We start from the raw sequence: 24,278 nt of genomic DNA on the forward strand, positions 1-24,278 counted from the left end.
ACCATGGCCGAGCAAAAAATCTTTGGGTATGCCGATAAAATCTCGGTCAAGCCCGGCGACGACATCGGATTCTATGTGCATGCCGACGGCGCCACGACCGTCGAGGCGCAATTGGTGCGCCTGATCCATGGCGATGCGCATCCCGCCGGTCCCGGCTATCGCGAGCAGGAGGTCGAATGCGACCTGAACGGCGGCTGGACCGTTCGCAAGCAGTACACCCAGGTCGGTTCGTTCCTGACGGTGGACGATCCCGCCGGCCGCCTCGCGCTCGACGGCAGCTTTACGCTCGCAACCTTCGTCTATCCGAACAGCCCCGGTCATGGCAAACGCCAATGCCTGATGGGACGCTGGGATGCCTTCGGCAACCGAGGCTACGGCCTTTGGCTCAATCCCGACGGGCTGCTCGAATTCGGCTATGGCGACGGCCACGAGGTCGACTATCTCGATGGCGAAGTCCCGCTCTTGAAGAGCAGTTGGTATTTCGTCGCCGCGACCTTCGACGCCACGACGGGCGTCGCCACGCTCTATCAGGAGGGCGTCGCCAATCGCTACAACAGCCTGCTGAGCAAGGTCGCCAACGTCGACTTCCGCTCCCATGTGCGCGAGACGCTGCGCTTCCGTCCAGTCAATCCGCCCGACGTGCCGTTCATCCTCGCCGGCGCGCAGGATTTCCATTCGTTGCGCGGCCACTTCGTCACGCAATGCCTGAACGGCAAGCTCGACCGTCCCGCGGTGTTCGACCGCGTGCTGACGCGCGAGGAACTCGACCAGTTCAGGCAGACCGGCGCTGCGCCGGCCAGCGGACAGGTCGCGTTCTGGGACACCTCGCTCGGTTACACCGACAAGGGTATCGGCGACCGCGTCGTCGACACCGGTCCCTACGATCTGCACGCCGAGGGCTACAACCGCCCGGTGCGCGGCCAGACCGGTTTCAACTGGAATGGTTGGGACGACTGCTATCGCCTCGCACCCCGGCAATATGGCGGCATCGAATTCCACGACGATGCAATCATCGACTGCAAATGGGAGCTGACGAAACGGTTGAAGGTGCCGCCCTTGCGCAGCGGCGCCTACGCCTATCGGTTGCGGGTCGGCGACGGCAAGGGTCTGCGCGAGGAGTACATCGTTTTCTTCGTCCGCCCACAGCGGCCGACGGCGCCGATCCTGTTCCTGGTACCGACCGGCAGCTACCTCGCTTACGCCAACGAGCATCTGAGCTTCGATGCCGAGATCATGCAGCCCTTGGCCGGGCAGTCGCCGATCGTTTCGCAGCACGACATCGAGCTCTACGAGACCGCCGAGTTCGGGCTATCGCTCTACGATCATCACGGCGACGGGGCAGGGGTCTGCTACAGCACCTACCGCCGCCCGATCCTGAACATGCGGCCGAAGGCGCGCATGTCGTCGATGGGCGTGACCTGGCAGTTTCCGGCCGATCTCTCGATCATCGCCTGGCTCGAGCATATGGGCCATGCCTATGACGTCGTGACCGAGGAGGACCTGCACCGCGAGGGCGAGGCGCTGCTCAAGCCTTACCGCGTCGTGCTCAGCGGCACCCATCCGGAATACATTTCCGAGGCGATCCTCAATGCGACCGAGGACTATATCGCCGGCGGCGGTCGCTTCATCTATCTCGGCGGCAACGGCTACTACTGGAACGTCGGCTATCATCGCGACGATCCCTGGTGCATGGAGGTCCGCAAGCTCAACTCCGGCATGCGGGCGTGGCAGGCGCGTCCCGGCGAATATTATCTCGCGACCACCGGGCAGAAGAGCGGGCTGTGGAAGGATCTCGGACGCCCGCCGCAGAAGGTGCTCGGCGTCGGCTTCATCTCGGAAGGATTTGATTCATCGCGGCCGTTCCGGCGCATGCCCGACAGCTGGCATCGCCGCGCGGCATGGATGTTCGAGGGAATCGAAGGTGAAATCATCGGCGACTTCGGACTCGCCCATGGCGCGGCTGGTGGATTGGAGATCGATCGTTACGATCTCGCGCTTGGTACGCCCCCGCATACGTTGATCGTCGCCTCGTCGGGCGGCCACAGCGACAACTACCAGACGGTCGTAGAGGAAATCCTGTATCCCTATCCGGGCCTGTCCGGTTCGCACGACTACCGTGTACGCGCGGACATGGTGTACTTCACCGCACCCAACAATGGCGCCGTGTTCTCGACCGGATCAATCGCCTTCAGTCAGTCGCTGCCCTACAACAACTTCGACAACAACGTTTCGCGACTCCTGGCCAACATCGTATCCGCGTTCAGCCGGGAAGGCCGGCTGCCGGGCTGGGCCTGGACGGCTGATGAGAAACAATGGCGGTAAGCTGCGAAAGCCGTTGGACGCGACTCCACATCAGACGGCAAATGCGGCACGGGAAGCTTTCCGCGTAGTCGTAGTTTTGCCATGACGTGCTCCATGAGGCGCATGATCGCGCGGGAGCAGGCCAATGCTGCGCCAAGTCTAACTGGAGGCAGTTGGGTAAGCAGCGTTGCCGCTATCGGCCTCGAAGGCGACGCCCCTCGGGATCGTTCTCATCGAGCCAAGCCCAGCCTCAGGACCATCGGTGTGCGCGGTCTATTTATCGTCACACTGCTTTCCAATTCTCACCAAGTTTGGTGGGCAGCAACGCTTCGACATCCGGCATGGGCGTGACGCTTGATCCAACTCAAGGGTTGCCGCGCCTCGGACGAGCATCATCTGGCAGGGTCAAAATGTTAAATGAAGCAATCGATCATGCGTTGCATGAGGTGAAGGCCGCGCGGCGTGACCTCACACTAACCACCTTCTGCGTGCGGCAGGCAGAAGCGCTTCGCAGGTTAGATCGAGCCAAAGCCAGCCTTGCCGATCTGATGCAGTCCCGGAACCATAAGTCAACGGGACATTACCGGGGCACTCACGACGACGCTTCCATCACGCGATAAGTGGCGGGATGACTGCGGTTCTTGACCAATTCAAAAAGCATGACCTTCCTCTAAGTGTCGAGCACATCCCACTCGTCACCCAATACCAATCTGAGCGCAGACAGCTTCCCGTTCATCATACCCCAGTCGAACTTCGACCAGGGACCAACACTTTCTTTGCCGTACTTTTTTTCTACCATGGCTGCTGCCTTCAACGCCCTTTCCCAAACGTCCTGCTGGATGGGGTTCTTCCGCTTAGGCCATGGTACGTCAGGCAGCTTTGGCACAATCTTTTCGACGCCGCGCTCTATCTTGTGTCGCGACACCATGTGACGGTCGTACCAGATCTTGTCGGTCAGCTCATCAAGAGCTTCGTGGATGTCGGTTACGCTTCGAATAGGTTGGTCGGCCGCCTCGAAGAGCCAAGCCAGCGGCTTCAAGTGCATGTTGTTGAGCGCGTCGCCGATGTTGATGCAATAGCGTGACTTTCGCTTTGAGATGTGACCAGTCAAGTCTGGGTGGGGAAACCTTTGATTTCCAGATGGGTCGCTGAAGTCGCGTGTGTTGTGGGTCACAAATGCGTATCGTTCTCGAGGCTTATCATTTTGGCTGATGTAGTCGGAATAGATCTCGAAGATCAGCGCGTCGTTGAAGCTGTTCTTGTCGCGGTGAAACGGCGCCTTCTTTTGAATGGCGCGTTCGGCAGCGCGTAGCTTTATTGCGTCTGTGGCCTCGATAATGTCGCCGGCTTGAATGAGGGTCTCTATTTGCTCGGCTGCCGCCTCGGCTATCGCTTTTGGGGACTTGATGGGACTGTTCGTTTCATCGAAAAGCCGCCAGAGCGTCTTGGATCGCTTCTTGCCGCCCTGATTGACAACGATCTCCCGGGCTCGGCTCAGGGTCGTGGTGATGCCCTTTGCATGTTCGGCAATCACCCTGTCTCGATTTCGATTGAACTCCTCCACGACAACCTTAGGGACGATGAAATCGATCAGCTTGTCGGCTCGCAGATGGAGAAGAATCTCCAGGTTCTTCGACTGAGATGGCGTCTTAGCCATGTCCAGCCAGACGCAGGTATCGACCAGCATCTTGAGCATCAGTTGCCCCCAACTTCAGCAAAGGGCCTGCGACGCAGACCACCCGTAAGGGTTGTCTACGCCAAGCCTATAGCGGAGTTCAAGGAAAACGGCTCCCAGGCGGCACAGCCGTCAGGCTTTCTCGTCGACAAACCTGACTTCGGCGTCTGCATTACGGTAACGGTGCACTTAAATCATGAGCCTGCGAATCCGCGAAAGTGGCGAGGGTCATTGAGTGCACTATCACCGTATTCCCCCGCCAATCTACTCTGGCAGGCTTGCTCGCAATCCCGGCAGGATTGCGTTCTTGCCAGAACCACTAGCACCAGTGAGGAAGAACATACATGCGGGCGATTGCAAAGCTCGGGACGCCCGCTTCTGGCCCGAAGCTGATGCTATCGACGTTCGTGCAGTCAGGTCGCTTGTGACCCAGAAAGGACCTCGCCCTTTGCGCGAACTGGTGCGAACCGCAAGAAGTTCGCACCAGTGGCGAGTCGCCTTTCGACAATCTATTGGATTTTGGTTGCTGGGCCGACGCCTCGGGGCCGGTCGCAGTTATTCCGCTAAGCCGCCCCCTGAAGCGCTTGCCGAATCGCGATCTCAACTGGCGAATAATTGCCGTCCACCCGATCGAGCCGGATGGGTTCCGCGGGATGCAGCGGCGGCTGGGCCATGAACCGCGGCACCGTCCCTTGGTGGCGCTGCCCGGCGTGCACGAGGAACGGATGGCACAGGTAGACAGTGCCGGCTTCACCCGTCGCCAGCGCCTCGGGCCGCTCGACTCCCATCCGATCCAGCGCCATTTCCGTTTGTGACATCCCAGTCTCGCCTGCTGGCGCGAGGAAGCGTGCCATGTCGATGTGTGATCCCACCCTTATCCGCGTTGGGGCGTCGCGTGGGCCGACGTCGGAGAACAGGAACAGCATCAACAAGGCGCGGCCGCGCGACCTTACATTCGCGCGCCGCTCGTTCGGATCGCCGCCATCGGGGGCAAAGCTTGTATCGATGTGCCAACCGTCGTCTCCGGGCTCATCCGGATGGGGGAAGCGTACGACAAACGTGCCCCCGAAGCCCAGCGAGCCCAGACGCCAGCGGCCCTCGCCGACGATCTGATCGAACGCGGCGTGCAGCACCGGCGTGCGCTCCGCCTTCAGGAACGGCGCGTCCTTGTAGCCGGAAAGCCGGATGACCGGTTTTGCCCAGGTCGCCCGATCGTGGGGATCGCAGCCCGTGTCGCGCCATAGGATGGTGCGGGCCTCGTCGGCAAGCTCGCGCGGAAACGCCCGGTCGATGCGGACGAATCCGTCGCGAATGAATTGCTGTATCTGATCATCGCTGAGTGCGCGCATCGACGCGTGTTCATCAGCAGGCATGGATATCCTCTTATCGTTGCAGGCCAGTCACCTTTCGCCGCGTGATGCGACGCTGGGCACGGCTCATTGGTCCAGGAATGTGGGATAGGCGGCCAGGCAGTTGCCCAGCACGCTCTCGCCTTCCACCCGCCTCGAAGCGGGCGCCGCTGTTAGCGGCTGAGGAAGAAGACCGAGACGATATCGGATGTGCGGATCATCATGATGTTTTAGCGTAGCACGGACAGGTTTGAAGGATCAACGAATGGGGTGGCTGCGAACAATGCTTGCGACACCATCCGCGCTTTCCCCGATTCGCTCGCCATCGCGGATGTCGTCACGGCTCAACGGCTCCGCCTTGCTTGCGTGCCGCCGGTGCCTTGGGATGCCGGTCAGGATGCGAGTCCCGATCCCTGGCGAGCTCGGCAAACACGCGCCGGAGATTGCCGTCGCCGTCCTTCAGAATGGTCTCCGCATCAGCCCTGCCGACACCCAGCGCCAGAAGGACCGCCGTCTTGACGTCTCCTTCGGCCTGCTCGAGCGAGCGTGCCGCGTGCGACGGATCGCAGTGCGCGATTTGCGCCACCATGGCCTCGGCGCGCCGCTTCAGCTTGGCATTGGTCGGCGGCATGTTCACCATCATGCCGCGATACACCCGGCCAAGGCGCAGCATGATCCCCGAGGAGATCAGGTTGAGCACGACCTTCTGCGCGGTGCCCGCCTTCATCCGCGTGGAGCCGGCGATCAGCTCGCGGCCGGTCTCGATCAGGATCGGAAACTTTGCCGAGGCCAGCAGTGCGGTGCCGGGATTGTTGGCGACACCAACCGTCACTGCATCGAAAGAGCCTGCGTGCTGCAGCGCCGCGACCGTGAACGGCGTTGTGCCACTGGCGGCTACCGCGATCACCACGTCGTGCGGCGTGAGCCGTGCGGCGTTGATCTGCGTAACTGCATCATCGACATCGTCCTCCGCGCCCTCGATGCTGGTGACGAACGCGCTGTCACCGCCGGCGACGACGAAGCGGACGCGCTCGCGGGGCCAGGCGAAGGTCGGTGTCAGCTCGGCGCCGTCCTGGACCGCCACGCGGCCTGAGGTGCCGGCGCCGACATATACAATGCGACCGCGATCGCCCAGCGCGGTCTTGGCCGCTTCGGCTGCCGCAGTGATTGCGGGAAGGGCATGGCCGATTGCGGCGACCGCCGCAAGCTGGCCCTCCCACATCGCTTCCATCGCTGACGTCAGCGGCCATGCATCAAGGTCGGCAAATCTGGGATCGACTTCTTCGGTCGCCATACTGTTGATCCAAGCGCCATCAAACGCCGAACTTCGGAGCCTGTTCATGGTTCACTCTCTTGGCAGGTCCAGCTTGGGCAGGTCAGCGCGGCAGCGGGTTCCGCCGCCATCAATGCTGAGATACCTGGTACCTTTTGTTCCCATGGGAAGTTAACGCGAGGAATTAGCTCCGGGTCCCCCGAAACCCCTGTGTACACTAAGGACCTGGACGGGACGGGACCCGCTTCACGAGTCCGTGACTGCGATTCTCGGATCAGCACTGATGAGCCAAGCTGGGTCTTCCGCCGTTCTCTCGATTGCCGCGCAGCACATCTTTGATGGTGCCGACATGCCCGGATACCGCGCGGATCTCGTTGCCCTTCATCCGAACTTTGAGGTCGTCGGGACATGGATAGGCGGCGTCGGTTCGATGGGCGAGGGGAGTAAGGTTTCCGAGCGAGGCTAGATGCGCAACCATCCCATCATCGTGCAGAAATATGGTGGTGTCTGCCTTGAAACACCGGCCAAGATTCGCGCGGTTGCGCGCAGTCTCGCCGACCTGCACGGCCGCGGTCATCGTGTCGTCGCGATCGTCTCCGCCATGGGCACGACCACCGACCAGTTGATCCAGATGGCTCATCAGGTCAGCCCTGCTCCCAACCGGCGCGAGCTCGATATGCTGCTGACGACTGGTGAGCGCATCAGCATGTCCCTGATGAGCATGGCGCTTTCCGATCTCGGCGTGCCTGCGATCAGCTTCACCGGCAGCCAGGCCGGCGTGATGACCGACGACTCCCATTCCTCCGCACGCATTCTGGATGTTCGGCCCATTCGCGTGCGCGAGGAACTCGATCGCGGGCGCGTTGTCGTGCTGGCAGGATTTCAGGGCGTGAACCCGGCGACCAGAGAAATCACCACACTCGGCCGGGGCGGCAGCGACACCACGGCCGTCGCGATGGCCGCAGCGCTGAAAGCCGAACGCTGTGAAATCATCAAGGAGGTCGACGGAATTTGTTCGGCCGATCCGCGCATCGTGCCGGATGCAAGGCCCCTGCGGCAAGTGGACTTCGCATCCCTGTCGGAGATGTGCTTCTGGGGTGCAAAGATCCTGCATTTTCGCAGCGTCGAGCTGGCGCTAAGTCAGGATGTGCCTCTGGTCCTCAAGCAGTGGGGTGGCGTCGAGCACAGCACGCAGGTGATGAAAGAGGTATCAGGCATGGAAAACGGGAAGGTTCTGGCCGTCAACTCGATTGCTCGCATTGAGCATGTAGAAATCGATTCCAGAGATCTCAATCACGGCTTCGAGAAACTCGCGCAGCATCTCAGGCACAACAGCCTGTCCTGGCCGCAGCTCCTTGCATCACACTTCGCCGCAGGAAAGGCCAGCATGACCTTGGCCTGCGATACGGAGTGGTTAGATGCCCTGTTGCGCACGCTGGAGCACGCCAAGGACCTGCGCAAGCGGCGCGAGGCTTCGAGCTCGGTGAGTCTCACCTGCTTCGGCGGCGTTTCGTCGGAATTGCCGTTCAGGGCGTTGCAGGTTCTCAGGAGTCACGGGGTCGTCCCCGACACGTACGTGTTGTCGCCGCATTCGGTAACTCTGTTTATCCCCGTAGAGAGCCGGGAAGCCGCGGTGAAGGCGTTGCATTCGCTTGTTCACCAAGCATAGCTTCGGGAAGCGGCAGCGGTTCTGCGGGGGGCGGCAAACCATTTGATACAGCTGGTGGGCCCGGCAGGACTCGAACCTGCAACCAGACCGTTATGAGCGGCCGGCTCTAACCATTGAGCTACAGGCCCCGCCGCGAGGCGGACGCTTTGGGGGCGGCCGGCAACGGTGCGCGCTCCGTTTACAGGGCCTGAAGCGGGGGTGCAATGCCGGGTTTGGTTGGACCTGGTCGCAAGAGCCCGAGCGCCAAGCGCGTATGACCGAGACTCTTGCAATGATGCCACTATACCCCCGATTTGCCCGACGTGTCAAGGCGATTTCGTAAAATACGAAGGGCGTCGCGACCGCCTCAGCTTCTACTGTGCATGGGGTTGTTTCGATGCTTTGGTTGGGAGTGGACCGGCGCCGGCTTTGCTGATGTCTCGGCCGGCGCCGTAAGGCCACCGCGCTAGTCCACCGACACGCCCGCGAACTCGACCACCTTGCGCCATTTTTCCGTCTCGTCGGCGACCAGCTTGCCGAACTCGGCCGGCGTCATCGGCCGCGGGATGCCGCCGGTCTCGGCGAGTTTTGCGATGATCTTCGGGTCCTTCAGCGCTTCGCCAATGGCCTTGTTGAGGGTATCGACGATCTCGGTCGGCGTGCCCTTCGGCGCGGAGATGCCGTAGAAGCCGACCGACTCGAAGCCCGGCACGGTCTCGGCGATCGCCGGGGTATCAGGCACGGCGGGCCATCGCTTCGGCGAGGTGACGCCGAGCGCGCGGACATTGCCGCCGCGCGCCTGCTCCAGCGCGGACGGCAGATTGTCGAAGATGAGCTGCACCTTGTTGGAGATGATGTCGGGGAAGGCCACTGCCGAGCCGCGATAGGGCACGTGCACCATGTCGCACTTGGTCATCACCTTGAACAGTTCTGCCGACATGTGCACCGAGGTGCCGTTGCCGGACGACGCATAGGAGATCTTGCCGGGATTGGCCTTGCAGTAATCGATGAACTCCTGGACGCTCTTTGCGGGAAACGCGTTGGAGACGACCAGCATGTTGGTGAGCTGCATGATGCTCGCGACCGGCACGGTGTCACGCAGGAAGTCGAACGGCAGCTTCTTGTAAAGCGAGGTCGAGATCGCGTTGTTGGGGGCGACGAACAGCAGCGTGTAGCCGTCGGGAGGCGAACTGATCGCGGCGGCGGCCGCGATGTTGCCGCCGCTTCCGGTGCGGTTCTCGACGATGAATTGCTGGCCAAAATGCTCCGACAGCCATTGCGCCATGATGCGCGCGACGATGTCGACGGGGCCGCCGGCGGCAAAGCCGATCAGCCAGTGCACGGGGCGGTCGGGATAGGCGGCGGAGGCTGATGGGGCAATGCTTGTGAGGCCGAAAAAGAGCGCGAGAGCGAAAACACCGTGACGCAAGTAGCGGAACATGAAGCCTCCCATTGTCTTGTTGTCGTTGGCCCCATGCTTCCATAAAATTCCTCCGCTGCCTACAGTCAGGCGCGCATGGTTGTAACGGCAGATGTTGCGCCGGAGTTTTGCGATGAAGCTCGGACTAGTGTTCACGCTCGGCGCGGTGCTGCTCGCAGGACCCGCCTTGGCGCAAACCGGAGACAAGCCCATTTCAACCACAACAATCAGCCTTAAAATTAGCCTTGGCACCGCAACGCCCGGCGGCGGCTTTCCGCTCTATGGCAACGCCTTTGCGCAAGTCATGAATGCGGCCGACCCGTCGCTTGCGATCGCGCCGCGCAACACCAAGGGCAGCAATGAGAACATCCCGCTGCTGGAGAAGGGCGAGCTCGATCTGGCGCTGGTCGCCGGCGAGCCGGCCTATGAGGCCTTTGCCGGCATCGGCCGCGCGCAGGTGCGGCTGAAGATATTGACCGCGATTTACTCGAATCCCGGCATGTTCGTGGTGCGCGCCGACAGTCCCTACAAGACCATCCGCGATCTCGTCGGACAGCCGGTCGCGTTCGGCGCAAAGGGCTCGGGCCTGCCGATCCTGGCGCGCTACGTGCTCGATGGTCTCGGCCTCAAGCAGGACGAAGACTTCAAGGCTGTTTATCTCGACCGCGCCGGCGACGGCCCTGCGATGGTCGAGGACAACAGCGTCGCCGCCCTCTGGGGCGCGGGCATCGGCTGGCCCGGCTTTGCCGCGGTCGCCTCGAGCGCATCAGGCGCGCGCTTCATCGCGCCCAGCACTGAGGAGATCGCGCGCATCCGCGCAAAACATTCCTTCCTGAAGCCGCTCACCGTGCCGGCCGGCAGCTATCCGAAGCAGAGCGAGCCGATCGCCTCGCTCGGCTCCTGGAGCTTTGTGCTGACGCGCGAGGATCTGCCGGACGATATCGCCTATCGGCTGGCGAAGACGCTGCACGGCGTGGAAGCGGCGTTCTGCAAGACGCTCGCGCAGGCCTGCGAGACCACAGCCGCGAACACCGTCGCCGCCGCGCCGAGGCCGGAGCTGATTCATCCGGGTGTGGTGAAGTATTTTCGCGAGATTGGGGTGGTGAAGTGACGATCGCTCAAGGCGATCGTCATTCCGGGGCGCGCAAAGCGCGAACCCGGAATCTCGAGATTCCGGGTCTGGTCCTTCGGACCATCCCGGAATGACGGCTACGCCGTCACTTCTTGATCATCGGGCACGCCGGATCAGGCGGGCCAAACGCCTGGTCGCCGGGAATGGTGGCGAGGATCTTGTAGTAGTCCCAGGGATACTTGCTTTCCTCCGGCGATTTGACCTGCACCAGCCAGAGATCGTGCACCATCAGATTGTCATCGCGTAAGCGGCCATTGCGCGAGAAGAAATCCTCGATCGGCTTTTCCCGCATCTTTGCCGCGACCTTGAGCGGATCGTCGGTGCCTGTCTCCTTGATGGCGTTGAGATAGTGTATCACGGACGAATAGACGCCGGCCTGCCACATCGTCGGCATCCGGTTCATCTTGGCAAAATAGCGTTTTGCCCATTCGCGCGTCTTGTCGTCCATGTCCCAGTAGAACGATGTCGTGAGCAACAGGCCCTGGGCTGCCTGCAGGCCGAGGCCGTGGATGTCGGTGATCAGTGCGAGCAGCGCCGCCATCTGCTGGCCGCCCTTGAGCACGCCGAACTCGGCGGCGGTCTTGATCTCGTTCATGTTGTTGGGGGGACCAGCGGCGATGCCGATGATCTTGGCCTTGGAGGCCTGCGCCTGGAGCACGAAGGAGGAGAGGTCGGGCGTCGCCAGCGGCGGCCGCACCGAGCCCAGCACCTTGCCGCCATTGGCGGTCACGACGCTCGAGGCGTCGCGCTCCAGCGAATGGCCGAAGGCGTAGTCATCGGTGATGAAGAACCAGCTATCGCCGCCACGCTTGACCACCGCCTGCGCAGTGCCGGCCGCGAGCGAGCGGGTATCGATCACCCACTGCATGGCATAGGGTGAGCAGAACTTGCCGTGGAAATCCGCGGCCAGCGTCGAATGCGTGATGAAGAGTTTTTTCTTGTCATTGGCGATGTTCTGCACGGCCAGGCCCACCGCCGACACCGGCACGTCGACGATGAGATCGACCTGGTCGACGTCGTACCAGCGCCGCGCAATCGCGCCGCCGATGTCCGGCTTGAGCTGATGGTCGCCGACGACCACGCTGATCGGCTTGCCCAGCACCTTGCCGCCAAAATCGTCGATCGCCATCTGCGCTGCCGTCACCGAGCCCTGGCCGGTCGGCGTCGAGGCCGGGCCGTTCATGTCGGTGAGCACGCCGATCTTGACGATTTCGTCGGACACCTGCGCGAACGCCGCGCCCGACAACAGCGTCGCCGCCAGGGCGGCAACGACAGACAGTCCTGTTCTGTTTGGAGTCACGCTTTTCCCTCCCTCATCCGGCACATTGGCCGGTGTTGCTTGGCCGCTTCAGGTGCGGCTGAATTGGTTTCTTTTGCAACTATTTGGGGGTGGGCGTCAACGCGCATCAGGCCGCGAAGCGGATTTGACCTGCGGGCGAGGGATCGTAGCCGGAGAGTTCCTCGGCGCGCTGCCGCAGCCGCTTGTCGGCGAGGAACCGGATCAGCGCCTGCATCGGCGGGCGGAAATAGCTCCGTTGCCGCAGCGCAAGATCAAAACTCTCCCAGAGCAGCGGCGCGAAATCGAGTCCCGCCGCCTTGGCGGCAGCCCGCGTTGCGACGCCGCAATCCGCTTGGCCGGCGCGGATTGCCGCGGCAAGGTCGGGGCCGGTGAGGCATGGCGTATCCAGCCGGCGCAGGTCTTTTGGCGAACCGCCGGCGCGTTTGAGCAGCACGTCGAGCAGCATCTGCGCGCCCGCGCCCTGCTGCCGCATCGCCATTTTCGCGCCGAGCGCGAGCACGTCGGGCAGACTGCTCAGCTTCTTCGGGTTGCCTGATGGCAGCACGAGGCCCTGCTCGCGGCGCACCATGCCGACCAGCACCGCGTCATGCAGGTCGGGCGCGGTCCGCAATGCCGCCGCGTTGGTGTCATCAGCGAGATTATCCGACGTATCGAGGCTGTGAAAATGCACCGCGGCGGCCATCACCTCGTTGCGCTGCAGCCGCTCGAGGCCGCGTGCGGTGCCCTCGCTCAGCGATGCCAGACCCGAGCCGGATTCGCGCAGGCTCCATTCCAGGAGATCGTCCTGGCTGCCGCCGACGATCGGCGGCGGTTCGGCCGCCAACATGCCAGCGGGACGGGCGAGGCCGGACAACACCCAGAGGTCGAGCTCATGCCGGGGAAACAGCCACTTCCCGGTCACCTTGCTGCACGGGATCGCACCTGTCGTGACGAGCTCGTAGAGCTTGCGCTCGCCCAACCGGAGGTAGTCCGCCGCTTCGCTGGTCGTCAAAAATTCCATTTTGCATTCCTATGCATATTCTTGTTTGTTTTTTGGCATTTGACGCAAGGGGGAATCTTTGCAGTTGATTGAGGGATATAGCTGGAAGATCCGGGTTCCAGCGAGGGAACAATGCCCGATCACCTCAATGCTTTGCAACTGATCCTGTCCGGCGATCCAACACTGGTTGCGATCGTGCGGCTGTCGCTGGGTGTGAGCCTGGCTGCCGTTCTGCTGGCATCAGCGATCGGCATGCCGCTCGGTGCGCTCTTGGCCCTGACGCACTTTCCGGGGCGGCCCGTTCTCGTGGTGCTGCTCAACGCAATGATGGGATTGCCGCCGGTCGTCGTCGGGCTCGCGCTTTATCTCCTGTTGTCGCGCTCCGGGCCGCTCGGCGAGCTCGGCATCCTCTTCACGCCGACGGCGATGGTGGTGGCGCAGACAGTTCTGATCCTGCCGATCATCGCCGCACTGACGCGGCAGACGGTCGAGGATCTCTGGACCGAATATCGCGATGAGCTCAGCGCCATGAATGTCAGCGCAGTCGGCCGCATGACGACGCTGTTGTGGGATGCGCGCTTCAGCCTGCTCACCGCATTGCTGGCAGGTTTCGGCCGCGCGGCGGCCGAGGTCGGTGCTGTCATGATCGTCGGCGGGAATATCGATGGTTTTACCCGCACTATGACAACGACAGTGGCGCTCGAGACCTCCAAGGGTAATTTGCCGCTGGCAATGGGACTGGGCGCGATCCTGATCGCGATCGTGCTCGCGATCAACGCGGCCGCCTGGGGCACGCGCGCCTGGTCGCAACGGCTGACGGGTTGATGATGCGCGCGCCGGTGAGCGACCTTCCCCTCGTGCTCGAGAACGTCTCGCTGCAGGCCGACGCGACCGCCATTCTCAATTCGCTGAACCTTGCCATCGCGCCGGGGGCGCCGACCCTGATCGTCGGGCCTAATGGCTCGGGAAAGACCAGCCTGCTCAGGCTCTGCATGGGGCTTGCGACGCCGACGAGCGGCCGTATCACCTGGGGTGGCCGCAGCGATCCAACGCCGACGCGTCGCGCCTTCGTCTTCCAGCGTCCGGTGATGTTGCGGCGAACGGCCGCAGCCAATGTGACCTATGCTCTCTCACAAGCCGGGGCTCCGCGCGCAGGACGCGCGGGGCGTGCCGCGGATCTGCTGGAGCGAGTTGGGCTTGCCGATCTCGCGTCCCGTCCGGCGCGGTTGCTCTCCGGCGGCGAGCAGCAGCGACTGGCGCTGGCCCGCGCCTTGGCGCGCGATCCCGAGATCCTCCTGCTCGACGAGCCTACTGCTAATCTCGATCCTGCCGCGACGCGCGCGGTGGAAGAGATTGTGCTGTCCGCCGCGCAGTCCGGCATCAAGATCGTGATGGCCTCGCACGATCTCGGCCAGGTGCGCCGGCTCGCGGGGGAAGTGGTTTTCCTCGCGCGCGGGACGCTGTGCGAGCGTGCTGCGACCGCCGATTTCCTCGATCATCCCTCAACGTCCGAGGCGCGTGCCTTCCTGCGCGGCGATCTCGTCATTTGAACCGGAGCATGTCCATGACCTCTCGCCGTTCCTTCATCGCTCTCGCGATCCTGCTCGGCATCGCATCATCAGGCACGCCGTCGTCCGCGCAGGAGCGCGCGATCGTCGTGGCCTCGACCACGTCGACGCAGGATTCCGGGCTGTTCGGCTATCTCCTGCCGATGTTCAAGGCCAGGACCGGCATCGACGTGAAGGTAATTGCGCAAGGCACCGGTCAGGCACTCGACACAGCACGGCGCGGTGACGCTGATGTTGTGTTCGTGCATGCCAAGCCGCAGGAGGAAAAATTCGTCGCGGAGGGCTTTGGCGTGAAGCGCTTCGACGTGATGTACAACGACTTTGTGCTGATCGGGCCAAAGGGCGATCCCGCCGGCGTGAAAGGCAAGGACATCGCGACCGCGCTGAAAGCGATCGAGTCCAAGGGTGCGCCGTTCGTCTCGCGCGGCGACCGTTCCGGCACGCACGCGGCCGAGCTCGCACTCTGGATCGTGGCCGGCATCGACATCGCCACCGCCAAGGGCGCCTGGTATCGCGAGATCGGTCAGGGCATGGGCGCGGCGCTGAACACGGCGAGCGCGATGAACGCCTATGTGCTCTCGGACCGCGGCACCTGGATCTCGTTCAGGAACCGCGGCGATCTCGACATCGTCGTCGAAGGCGACAGGCGGCTGTTCAACCAGTACGGCGTGATGCTGGTGAATCCGGAAAAACATCCGTCGGTGAAGAAGGAGGCGGGCCAGGCTCTTGTCGACTGGCTGGTGTCCGCGGAGGGCCAGGCGGCGATCGCAGGCTACAAGATCGAGGGCCAGCAGCTTTTCTTCCCGAACGCCGAGAAGAAGGCCAGCTGAGGCGAGCAGTTGCCAAACGTCACGCGCCATGGTCCACCATGGCGCATGACCCAGCGCCTGCCGCCAACGCTCACGCCGCTCGACGTCGCTCTCGCAGGCCTGCTGAATGAGCTTCAGCCGGTTGCGCCGATCGCGCTGCCGCTTGCGGAAGCGCTCGGCTGCATTGCCGCCGAGATGCCTGCGCTAAAGCCGCTTCCACCGCACGACGTCGCAGTCGTCGACGGCTGGGCGCTGCGCGCCAACGATCTCGTCGGGGCATCCTCCTATTCGCCGTTGCCGCTGACCGCGCTGCCGACCTGGGTCGAGAGCGGTGATGCAATGCCGGCGGGCTGCGATTGCGTGCTCGACGCCGATGCTGTCGCAACGGCGGGGCCGATCAGCGAAGTCTTGACCGAGGGAATTCCGGGCCAAGGCGTGCGTCGCGCCGGCAGCGATATCGCCGCGGGCGCATCGGTCGTTGTGCCGGGGACGCAAATCCACGCCGCCGATCTCATGCTTGCGCGCGCGGCGGGCATGGAAACGCTGAACGTCCGCCGACCGCGTCTGCGCATCGTCAATATGCCTCATGGTGGGGTCTCCGCGCGGCTGATTGCGGATCACGCGCGCACATGCGGCGCGCAGATCGTCGAGGTCGAAGCCGGAGCGCGCGATGCGGCTTCAATCACGCATGCGCTCGATGCCGCCGCATGCGATCTGCTGCTGTTGGTCGGAGGCACCGGCGTCGGTCGCGAGGATGCGGCCATCACCGCGCTGGCCGCGCGCGGCGAGGTGCTTGCCCACGGTATCGCGCTGGAACCGGGGCGCACGGCTGCAACCGGCCGGCTGCGCGCCGTTCCTGTCATCGCGCTGCCGGGAGCCCCGGATCACGCCTTCGCAACCTGGCTCGCGCTGGCGCGTTCGGTCCTGGACCGCCTGTCGGCGCGGCGGCAGCAAAACGCCGTCACCTTGCCGCTTGCGCGCAAGATCGCCTCCAGCGTCGGCGTCGCCGAAGTTGCATTGCTGGCTGAGCAGGCCGGGACGTGGCTGCCGCTTGCGATCGGTGCGCTGCCACTGCAGTCGATCGCGCGGGCAGATGCCTGGCTCATTGTTCTCGGCGACAGCGAAGGCTTTGCTGCTGATACGCCGGTCGATGCTTATCTCCTGCGGGAGTGATATGGATTTGACATGACTACGCCGCCGCAGCCGCAGGATCGCGCCTCGCTCGATCAGGAACAATTCCTCAAGATCCTCTCACGCGAGGAAGCCGTGCGGCGCTTTGACGACGCCTTGTTCCCGCGCGCGCTGCCGAGCGAGATGCGAAAGCTGGCCGATGCGCTTGGCTCCGCATTGGCAGAAGATGTCACCGCGCCCATCGACGTGCCGCCCTTCGATCGCTCCAATGTCGATGGCTTTGCGGTGCGCTCCGCCGATCTCGCTGCCGCCGGTGAGGCTGCGCCCGTTCATCTTGTGTTGAATGACGAGGTCATCGCCTGCGGCACGGCGCCGAAGCTGCAGGTCGCCTCGGGGACGGCAACGCCGATCGCGACCGGCGGTCCGGTGCCGCGCGGCGCCGATGCCGTCGTCATGGTCGAGCACACCCAGCCTGCGGGTGCGCAGGCAATCGAAGTGCGTCGTTCCGCTTCGCCCGGGCAGTTCGTCTCCTATGCCGGCTCGGACATCGCGCGCGGCGAGGCGCTGCTGCGCGCCGGCTCGGTGGTCGGTTCGCGCGAGATCGGCATGCTGGCGGCCTGCGGCATCGCCGAGGTCAGGGTCTCGCGCAAACCGCGCGTGGCCGTCATCTCCACCGGCGACGAGCTGGTTCAGCCCGGCGAGATGCTTTCACCCGCCGCCATCTACGACACCAACGGCGCGATCGTCGCGGCCGCGATCAACGAGAATGGCGGTGCGGCGACGTTCCTCGGCGCCATCCCCGACGATGAAGCCAAGCTCGAAGCCGCGATGCGCCGCGCGCTGGCAGGCGCCGATATGCTCGTGCTCTCGGGCGGTACGTCGAAAGGTGCGGGCGATCTCTCCCACCGCATCATTGGCCGTCTCGGCAAGCCTGGCATCATCGCGCACGGCGTGGCACTCAAACCCGGCAAACCGCTGTGCCTTGCGGTCTGCGACGGCAAGCCGGTCGTGATCCTGCCGGGTTTTCCGACCTCGGCGATGTTCACCTTCCACGACATGATCGTGCCGGTGTTGCGCAGGATGGCCGGACTGCCGCCGCGCGCGGACGCCATGGTGAGCGCGAAGGTGCCGGTGCGCATCGCCTCCGAACTCGGCCGCACAGAATTCGTCATGGTGTCGCTGGTCGAGGGCAAGGGCGGCCTGATCGCCTATCCCTCCGGCAAGGGGTCCGGTGCGATCACGTCCTTCGCGCAGGCCGACGGTTTCCTGCGCATCGACGCGCTTGCCGACCAGATGCCATCAGGTACCGACGCCGAGGTGACGCTGTTCACACCGCATGTGCGCGTGCCTGACCTCGTCATCATCGGCAGCCACTGCAGCGGCCTCGATCTCGTCACCGCGCCGCTGGCGCGCGCCGGCCTTGCCGTGCGCTCGATCGCGGTCGGCAGCCTCGGCGGGCTTGCGGCCGCACGGCGCGGCGAATGCGATCTGGCGCCGATCCATCTGTTCGACGACAAGACGGAAACCTACAACACGCCCTATCTCGCCGAGGGCCTCGAGCTCGTGCCGGGCTGGCGGCGCATGCAGGGCATCGTGTTCCGCAAGGGCGACAAGCGGTTTGCAGGACTGGGCGCGAAGGAGGCCGTCGCCGCTGCGCTTGGCGATCCCGCCTGCATCATGGTCAACCGCAACCAGGGTGCCGGCACGCGCATCCTGATCGACCGGCTACTCGGCGGCGCGCGCCCAGAGGGTTACTGGAACCAGCCGCGTTCGCACAACGCGGTGGCCGCCGCCGTCGCCCAGCATCGCGCCGACTGGGGCATGACGATTGCGCCGGTCGCCCATGCAACGGGCCTCGGTTTCATTCCGCTCACTGAGGAGCATTATGATTTCGCGCTGGTCACAGCGCGCAAGCAGCGTCCGGCGGTGCAGGCTTTCCTCGATGCGCTCGCCTCCGACGACAGCCGCGCCGCACTGGAGCGCGCCGGATTCCGGCCGGCCTGACCGGACAACGACGCGGCCGCAAGATGCCGCGCGATGCTGATAGGGTGGGGACGCGATGGCAAGGCCACTTTCGGTTGCGATCGTCGGTGCCGGCATGGGCGGGCTCGCCACGGCCGCCGCACTTCGGCGCGTCGGCATCGACGTTACCGTCTACGAGCAGGCCTCGCAATTCGCCCGCATCGGCGCCGGCATCCAGATCGGCTGCAACGCCATGAAGGTGCTGCGTGCGCTCGGGCTCGAACGGCGCATGCGCGACCAGTCCTTCTATCCCCGCTCCTGGAATAATCGCGACTGGCGCACCGGCGACGTCAAGTTCGACATGATCTTTGGCGAGAGCGCAGAGCAGAAATTTGGCGCGCCCTATCTGCTCGCGCATCGCGGCGATCTGCATGCAGCGCTGGCCAGCGTCGTGCCGGTCGAATGCGTCAGGCTCAGCCACAAGCTGGTTGGTCTCGATGAGACCAGTGATGGCGTTCGGCTGGTATTTGCGAACGGCACGAATGCTGTTGCGGATGCGGTGATCGGCGCCGACGGCGTGCATTCGATGGTGCGCGACATCCTGTTCGACACAGCGCCGGTCAAATTCACCGGACGCATCGCCTATCGCACGACCTATCCAGCGGCGCTGCTCGGCGGCGCAGAGATTGACGACTGCACCAAATGGTGGGGCGAGGACCGCCACATCGTGATCTACTACGTCAAGCCGGATCGCAGCGAAGTCTATCTCGTCACCAGCCAGCCCGAGCCTGACTTCCGCATCGAGTCCTGGTCGGCGAAGGGGGACGTGCGCGAGCTACGCGCGTCATTCGAGGGCTTCCACCCGCAGGTCACGCAGGTGCTGGCCGCATGTCCCGACGTGCACAAATGGGCGATCATGGACCGTGCCGCGCTCGATCGCTGGTCGGTCGGCAATGTGAGCCTGCTCGGCGACGCCTGTCATCCGATGACGCCCTACATGGCGCAAGGCGCGGCCATGGCGATCGAGGACGCCGCCGTGCTGTCGCGCTGTCTCGATGGTGTCGCACGCGACGGCGTCGCCGACGCATTTCGCCGCTTCGAGGCAACGCGCAAGGAGCGCACCACGCGGGTGCAGGAGACCTCCCACGCCAACATCTGGTTGAGGGAGCGAACCGATACGAGCTGGGTCTATGGCTACGACGCCTGGACTGTGCCGCTGGCGACCTAGCCTTGCGATGACTGGCGCTCGCGTTCCTCGGCTTCCGCGAGGGCACGCTGCGCAGCCGGCGGCAGCGGTTTCGGGTCTCGGGGGACATCGACGATCTCATTGCTGCCCGTGGCCATCTCGCTCAGCCGTTTGGTGCGATCGATCGCGACAGTGAGATCGCAGACCAGATCGACGATCGAGAACAGGGCGTTCAAGAGAGGTTCGGCCATGTGGCGTATCCGTGGGGCGACAGTTTTCCGCCTTAAGTGTCGCTGCCAGCCGCGATTGGGTTCAACGTCCCCATGAACTCCGGCGGCCGCTGCCGCGACCAAGGGGGTGGAGCCAGCCATGACCGCGTCAAATCCCCTGAATTTCCGCAAGATTGCAGCCCTTATCGCGGCCGTCGGCACCTTGTTTTGGCTCTACACCTTCTATTTCATTGCCCATGTCCCGCCTGGAGACGGCTCGGGCTTTCAGTGGCTCGCGGTGTTTCCGCTCGGCATGATCTTCGGGATATTCTTCCTGCCGGCCTGGCTGCTGGTCGGCCTCGGCTGGTTGCCGCGGTTCACCACGGCCTACGGCCTCTGCGGCCTGATCGCCTTCGCGATCATCTGGTCGCAGCTCCTCAATGAGTTTCCGAAGGCGAAGCTCTACTAAGAGGCCGCATCCAGCGCGGCGAGCCGTTCGGCTTCCGCCACATCCTCCACCGTGTTCGCATTAAAGAACGGATCGAGCGGTTCTGTCGGCCAGCTCGCGGTTGCCAGCCGATAGCGCGCGGTCCAGCGGTCGATCTTGCGGATGTCTTCTACCGTAAGCGAATGGCGTAGCGCATCGCGCAGGTCAACGCGCCAGAGTCCGATCACCGGATGCGACTGGCCGCTGGAAGCGGCGACCGCGAGCTGGGCATTCTCCTTCGCGCGCGCTTCATGCAGCCGCGCGAGGAGATCGCGCGGCAGGAACGGGCAGTCGGCAGCCGCGCTCAAAACCCACTCAACCTCCGGCCGGTTCGCCGCGGTCCAGTCGAGCGCAGCGAGGATGCCGGCCAGCGGGCCGGGATAGTCGGGCACGTCGTCAGCGATCACGGTCAGCCCGAATGCGGAAAAGCGCGCGGGATCGCCATTGGCATTGAGGATCAGGCGATCGCATTGCGGCGTCAGGCGCGCAATGACGCGCTCCAAAATGGTGCGGCCGCCGATGGTGCGCATCGGCTTGTCGCCGCCGCCCATGCGGCGCGCGAGACCGCCGGCGAGCAGCACGCCAAGAGTCGACGGAATGTTGGGCGGCATCTCAGTCATCGCCGCCTTCGCCCTTGCGCTTGTGCTTTGCCGACTCCTCCTCGACATAGTCGAGGTTCTGGTCGTAGACGATGCGCTCTTCGCCGGCGAGCGCAAGGAAGCGCTTTCCGCGTGTGCGCCCGACCAGCGTCAGCCCGACTTGCCGCGCGAGATCGACGCCCCAGGCGGTGAAGCCGGAGCGCGACACGAGGATGGGAATGCCCATGCGCACGGTCTTGATCACCATCTCCGAGGTGAGCCGGCCCGTCGTGTAGAGGATCTTGTCGCCGGCATCGACATTGTGGCGGTACATCCAGCCGGCGATCTTGTCGACGGCGTTGTGCCGCCCGACGTCCTCGGTGTAGCACAGCGGCGTGCCTTCCTTACACAGCACGCAGCCATGGATCGCACCGGCCTCCAGATAGAGCGAGGGCATGGTGTTGATGGTCTGCGTCATCTGGTAGAGCCAGGACGTCCGCAGCTCCGCCTTCGGCAGCGTGACGCTCTCGACCGCTTCCAGGAGATCGCCGAACGCCGTGCCCTGCGCGCAGCCCGAGGTCTGCGTCCGCTTCTTCAGCTTGGCCTCGAAATTGGTGTGATGCTCGGTGCGCACGACGACGACCTGGAGGTCGTCGTGGTATTCGACCTCGGTAACGACGTCATTATATTTCAGCATGTTCTGGTTGAGCAGGTAGCCCAGCGCCAGATATTCCGGATAGTCGCCGATCGTCATCATGGTGACGATTTCCTGGGCGTTGAGATAGAGCGTCAGCGGCCGCTCCATCGGCACCCTGGTCTCGACCTTTGCGCCGGTCTGGTCGACGCCGATCACGGCTTGCGTCAGGCGCGGATCGGCCGTGTCAGGGACGATCAGGGGGACCGGGGCTTTCTCGATCTTCATCATGGGTGTGAGGTTAGCATGACATTCGGTTCAAGCCGATATAAGCATGGCGGGGAATGGGTAAAATGCCTCCCTCGTCATTGCGAGCGGAGCGAAGCAATCCAGGAATTTATCCGCGGCGGCAGTCTGGATTGCTTCGCTTCGCTCGCAATGACGGCGGATGCAGTTGGTTCCATCGGCTGGGAGCCGTGGATGAGGATCGAACGGTGATGAAAGTGATTGGCCTCGCGGGATGGAGCGGTGCAGGCAAGACCACGCTGCTGACGCGGCTGATTCCGCATTTCAAGGCCGAGGGCCTGCGCGTCTCCGTGATCAAGCACGCCCATCACCACTTCGACGTCGACGTGCCCGGCAAGGATTCCTGGCGCCATCGGGAAGCGGGCGCGGCCGAGGTGCTGGTATCGTCGGAGCGGCGCTGGGCGCTGATGCACGAGTTGCGCGGCGCGGGCGAGCCGCGGCTGCCGGAGCTGTTGGAAAAGCTTGCTACGGTCGATCTCGTCGTGGTCGAGGGGTTCAAGCGCGAGCCGCATCGCAAGATCGAGGTGCATCGCGCTGCCAACGGCAAGCCGCTGCTGTTTCCCGACGACCCCGGGATCGTCGGGATTGCAACCGACACGGCGGTTGAAACGAGGCTGCCGACGGTCCATCTGGACGATATCCCCGCCGTCGCTGCGATGCTGCTGCGTGCGGCGATGCCGGTCGAAGAGGTCGCGGCAAGAAGTAAAGTGACGCGCTGACGAGGAACGATGGCGCAACTGTCCGACGATTGTTTTGCCTTTGGCGGACCGATGATGTCGGTCGACGACGCCGTCGGCCTGATCGCGACCCGCGTCAACGCGATTGTCGATGTCGAGTCGGTCGCACTCACCGAGGCCGATGGACGCGTGCTCGCGAAAGAAATTGCCGCGCCCTTACCCCTGCCGCCCTTCACCAACTCCGCCGTTGACGGCTATGCGGTGCGCAACACCGATCTCCCGCAGGGCGAGGAGAGGGCGTTTCCGCTCGACGGCCGCGTCGCGGCCGGCGGCGCCGCCGGGGCGCCGATCAAGCCCGGCCATACCATGCGCATCTTCACGGGCGCGCCGATGCCGCCGGGCGCCGAGACCGTCTTCATGCAGGAGGACGTGCGTGTCGACGATAGCGGCAGGATCGTGCTGCCACAGGGACTGAAGCCCGGCGCAAACGTCCGCCCGGCGGGCGAGGACATTCCGCTTGGAGAGGTCGCGCTGCGCGGGGGCCAGCGCTTGCGGCCGCAGCATGTTGCGCTCGCCGCAGCCTTCGGGCTGACGGCGCTCGATGTCGTCAGGCGCATCCGTGTCGCCGTGTTCTCGACCGGCGATGAGTTGGCGTCGCCAGGCGCGCCGCGCGGGGCGTCGCAGCTGTTCGATTCCAACCGCGTCATGCTGATCGCGATGCTGCGCCGGCTCGGTTGCGAGGTTTCCGATCTCGGCATCTTGCGCGACGATCGCGCCTCGCTCGCACAGGGCTTGAAGCAGGTCGCAGGCCAGCATGATCTGATCCTCACCACCGGCGGCGTCTCGACCGGCGAGGAGGATCACGTCAGGGCCGCCGTCGAAAACATCGGCAGGCTGGTGCTGTGGCGCATGGCGATCAAGCCCGGCCGCCCCGTGGCGATGGGCATCATCGACGGCACGCCGCTGATCGGGTTGCCCGGCAATCCCGTCGCGAGCTTCGTCACCTTCGTCCATGTGGTGCGGCCGACGGTGCTCGCGCTCGCCGGCAGCCTGCCGGAGCCGATCGTTCCGATTCCGGTGCGCGCCGCCTTCACCTACAAGAAGAAGGAGGGCAGGCGCGAATATGTTCGCGTCTTCCTGCGCAAGGGGCAGGACGGTGCGCTCGAGGTAACCAAGTTTCCGCGCGAAGGTGCGGGCCTGTTGTCGTCGCTGGTCGAGACCGACGGTCTGGTCGAGCTTGGTGAAGCCGTCACCCGCGTCGAGCCTGGGCACAGCGTCGGCTTCCTGTCCTATGCCAGCCTGATCTGAGGTCCATGCGTTGACGCCGCCGGCCCGCCCCGCCATGTTGCGGCGATGACCAGGACCACACTCGATCTCACCGGGCTGAAATGCCCGCTGCCGGCGCTCAAGACGCGCAAGGCGCTCAAGCCGTTGAATACGGGCGACCAGCTCGAGGTTCACTGCACCGATCCCCTGTCGGTGATCGACATCCCCAACCTGATCCGCGAGACCGGCGACAAGGTCGAGATCACCGAACGCAACGAGGCGCGCATCGTGTTCCTGATCGAAAAGGCTGACAGCCCGTAGAAAGGCGAATGTTCACGGCCGCCGCGTTTGACTATGGTCGGGTCTTCAGGGAATGGACGGCCGTTTC

Annotated in this window: 23 protein-coding genes and 1 tRNA gene; 14 read left to right on the top strand and 10 right to left on the bottom strand. The window is 64.1% G+C overall.

What is annotated here, in order from left to right; genetic code table 11:
- Nucleotides 1-3 precede the first annotated feature (3 nt).
- A complete protein-coding gene (locus KUF59_RS09930; protein WP_212461530.1) occupies nucleotides 4-2,322 on the top strand; it encodes a LamG domain-containing protein in 2,319 nt (772 codons plus the stop codon).
- Nucleotides 2,323-2,971: 649 nt separating this feature from the next.
- Here the strand turns inward: KUF59_RS09930 and KUF59_RS09935 are convergent.
- From KUF59_RS09935 to KUF59_RS09945, 3 genes are all read right to left on the bottom strand, one after another.
- Nucleotides 2,972-3,997, bottom strand: coding sequence for a PIN domain-containing protein (locus tag KUF59_RS09935; RefSeq protein WP_258769398.1), 1,026 nt, complete (start codon nucleotides 3,995-3,997; stop codon nucleotides 2,972-2,974).
- A 542-nt stretch (nucleotides 3,998-4,539) separates the two neighbouring features.
- The gene (locus KUF59_RS09940; RefSeq protein WP_212461528.1) at nucleotides 4,540-5,349 is read right to left on the bottom strand and encodes a phytanoyl-CoA dioxygenase family protein; all 810 of its coding nucleotides are present in this window, start codon (nucleotides 5,347-5,349) and stop codon (nucleotides 4,540-4,542) included.
- Nucleotides 5,350-5,662: 313 nt separating this feature from the next.
- Entirely contained in the window at nucleotides 5,663-6,619 is a 957-nt protein-coding gene (locus KUF59_RS09945; protein ID WP_212461527.1) for an N-acetylmuramic acid 6-phosphate etherase, read from the bottom strand.
- Between the two features lie 262 nt (nucleotides 6,620-6,881).
- On the opposite strand from KUF59_RS09945, the gene KUF59_RS09950 reads away from it, so the two are divergent.
- Together KUF59_RS09950 and KUF59_RS09955 are read left to right on the top strand one after the other, a co-directional pair.
- Nucleotides 6,882-7,064 (top strand): hypothetical protein, encoded by a 183-nt coding sequence (locus KUF59_RS09950; RefSeq protein WP_212461603.1) that lies wholly within the window; start codon nucleotides 6,882-6,884, stop codon nucleotides 7,062-7,064.
- On the top strand, nucleotides 7,065-8,267 hold the full coding sequence (locus KUF59_RS09955; protein ID WP_212461526.1) for an aspartate kinase: 1,203 nt from the start codon (nucleotides 7,065-7,067) through the stop codon (nucleotides 8,265-8,267).
- A 52-nt stretch (nucleotides 8,268-8,319) separates the two neighbouring features.
- Here KUF59_RS09955 and KUF59_RS09960 read toward each other — a convergent pair.
- A tRNA-Ile gene (locus tag KUF59_RS09960) sits at nucleotides 8,320-8,395 on the bottom strand.
- 317 nt (nucleotides 8,396-8,712) lie between these two features.
- Entirely contained in the window at nucleotides 8,713-9,687 is a 975-nt protein-coding gene (locus tag KUF59_RS09965; protein ID WP_249140678.1) for a Bug family tripartite tricarboxylate transporter substrate binding protein, read from the bottom strand.
- A gap of 112 nt (nucleotides 9,688-9,799) precedes the next feature.
- Here KUF59_RS09965 and KUF59_RS09970 point away from each other — a divergent pair, with 112 nt between their 5' ends.
- On the top strand, nucleotides 9,800-10,777 hold the full coding sequence (locus KUF59_RS09970; RefSeq protein WP_212461524.1) for a TAXI family TRAP transporter solute-binding subunit: 978 nt from the start codon (nucleotides 9,800-9,802) through the stop codon (nucleotides 10,775-10,777).
- Between the two features lie 106 nt (nucleotides 10,778-10,883).
- Here KUF59_RS09970 and KUF59_RS09975 read toward each other — a convergent pair whose 3' ends face one another.
- The gene (locus KUF59_RS09975; RefSeq protein ID WP_212461523.1) at nucleotides 10,884-12,098 is read right to left on the bottom strand and encodes an ABC transporter substrate-binding protein; all 1,215 of its coding nucleotides are present in this window, start codon (nucleotides 12,096-12,098) and stop codon (nucleotides 10,884-10,886) included.
- Between the two features lie 106 nt (nucleotides 12,099-12,204).
- A complete protein-coding gene (locus tag KUF59_RS09980) occupies nucleotides 12,205-13,098 on the bottom strand; it encodes a helix-turn-helix transcriptional regulator (protein WP_212461522.1) in 894 nt (297 codons plus the stop codon).
- A 111-nt stretch (nucleotides 13,099-13,209) separates the two neighbouring features.
- On the opposite strand from KUF59_RS09980, the gene KUF59_RS09985 reads away from it, so the two are divergent.
- Genes KUF59_RS09985 through KUF59_RS10010 form a run of 6 tightly spaced genes read left to right on the top strand, consistent with a single transcriptional unit; the run spans nucleotide 13,210 to nucleotide 19,775 of the window.
- Nucleotides 13,210-13,902, top strand: coding sequence for an ABC transporter permease (locus tag KUF59_RS09985; RefSeq protein WP_212461521.1), 693 nt, complete (start codon nucleotides 13,210-13,212; stop codon nucleotides 13,900-13,902).
- A gap of 2 nt (nucleotides 13,903-13,904) precedes the next feature.
- A complete protein-coding gene (locus tag KUF59_RS09990; RefSeq protein ID WP_212461592.1) occupies nucleotides 13,905-14,627 on the top strand; it encodes an ATP-binding cassette domain-containing protein in 723 nt (240 codons plus the stop codon).
- A 14-nt stretch (nucleotides 14,628-14,641) separates the two neighbouring features.
- A complete protein-coding gene (locus KUF59_RS09995; protein WP_212461520.1) occupies nucleotides 14,642-15,475 on the top strand; it encodes an ABC transporter substrate-binding protein in 834 nt (277 codons plus the stop codon).
- A 45-nt stretch (nucleotides 15,476-15,520) separates the two neighbouring features.
- A complete protein-coding gene (locus KUF59_RS10000) occupies nucleotides 15,521-16,627 on the top strand; it encodes a molybdopterin-binding protein (RefSeq protein ID WP_212461519.1) in 1,107 nt (368 codons plus the stop codon).
- Between the two features lie 12 nt (nucleotides 16,628-16,639).
- Nucleotides 16,640-18,589, top strand: a complete 1,950-nt coding sequence (locus tag KUF59_RS10005) for a molybdopterin biosynthesis protein (protein WP_212461518.1) — start codon at nucleotides 16,640-16,642, stop codon at nucleotides 18,587-18,589.
- Between the two features lie 55 nt (nucleotides 18,590-18,644).
- Entirely contained in the window at nucleotides 18,645-19,775 is a 1,131-nt protein-coding gene (locus KUF59_RS10010; protein ID WP_212461517.1) for an FAD-dependent monooxygenase, read from the top strand.
- Here the strand turns inward: KUF59_RS10010 and KUF59_RS10015 are convergent.
- Nucleotides 19,772-19,984, bottom strand: coding sequence for a hypothetical protein (locus tag KUF59_RS10015; protein WP_212461516.1), 213 nt, complete (start codon nucleotides 19,982-19,984; stop codon nucleotides 19,772-19,774). The genes KUF59_RS10010 and KUF59_RS10015 overlap by 4 nt on opposite strands.
- Nucleotides 19,985-20,102: 118 nt before the next feature.
- On the opposite strand from KUF59_RS10015, the gene KUF59_RS10020 reads away from it, so the two are divergent.
- Complete coding sequence (locus KUF59_RS10020; protein ID WP_249140677.1) at nucleotides 20,103-20,411, top strand: hypothetical protein; 309 nt, start codon at nucleotides 20,103-20,105, stop codon at nucleotides 20,409-20,411.
- Here the strand turns inward: KUF59_RS10020 and mobA are convergent.
- Nucleotides 20,408-21,040, bottom strand: coding sequence for a molybdenum cofactor guanylyltransferase MobA (mobA, locus tag KUF59_RS10025; protein ID WP_212461590.1), 633 nt, complete (start codon nucleotides 21,038-21,040; stop codon nucleotides 20,408-20,410). The genes KUF59_RS10020 and mobA overlap by 4 nt on opposite strands.
- A 1-nt stretch (nucleotide 21,041) precedes the next feature.
- Nucleotides 21,042-21,932 (bottom strand): formate dehydrogenase accessory sulfurtransferase FdhD, encoded by an 891-nt coding sequence (locus KUF59_RS10030; protein ID WP_212461515.1) that lies wholly within the window; start codon nucleotides 21,930-21,932, stop codon nucleotides 21,042-21,044.
- Nucleotides 21,933-22,138: 206 nt separating this feature from the next.
- On the opposite strand from KUF59_RS10030, the gene mobB reads away from it, so the two are divergent.
- From mobB to KUF59_RS10045, 3 genes are read left to right on the top strand one after another with little or no spacing between them, the layout of a single operon-like run.
- Nucleotides 22,139-22,666, top strand: coding sequence for a molybdopterin-guanine dinucleotide biosynthesis protein B (mobB, locus tag KUF59_RS10035; protein ID WP_212461589.1), 528 nt, complete (start codon nucleotides 22,139-22,141; stop codon nucleotides 22,664-22,666).
- Nucleotides 22,667-22,675: 9 nt separating this feature from the next.
- On the top strand, nucleotides 22,676-23,932 hold the full coding sequence (locus KUF59_RS10040; RefSeq protein ID WP_212461514.1) for a molybdopterin molybdotransferase MoeA: 1,257 nt from the start codon (nucleotides 22,676-22,678) through the stop codon (nucleotides 23,930-23,932).
- A gap of 45 nt (nucleotides 23,933-23,977) precedes the next feature.
- The gene (locus KUF59_RS10045) at nucleotides 23,978-24,211 is read left to right on the top strand and encodes a sulfurtransferase TusA family protein (RefSeq protein ID WP_212461513.1); all 234 of its coding nucleotides are present in this window, start codon (nucleotides 23,978-23,980) and stop codon (nucleotides 24,209-24,211) included.
- The last annotated feature ends 67 nt before the right edge of the window (nucleotides 24,212-24,278 follow it).

It is taken from the genome of Bradyrhizobium arachidis, assembly GCF_024758505.1.
In the GTDB taxonomy this organism is placed as follows: domain Bacteria; phylum Pseudomonadota; class Alphaproteobacteria; order Rhizobiales; family Xanthobacteraceae; genus Bradyrhizobium; species Bradyrhizobium manausense_C.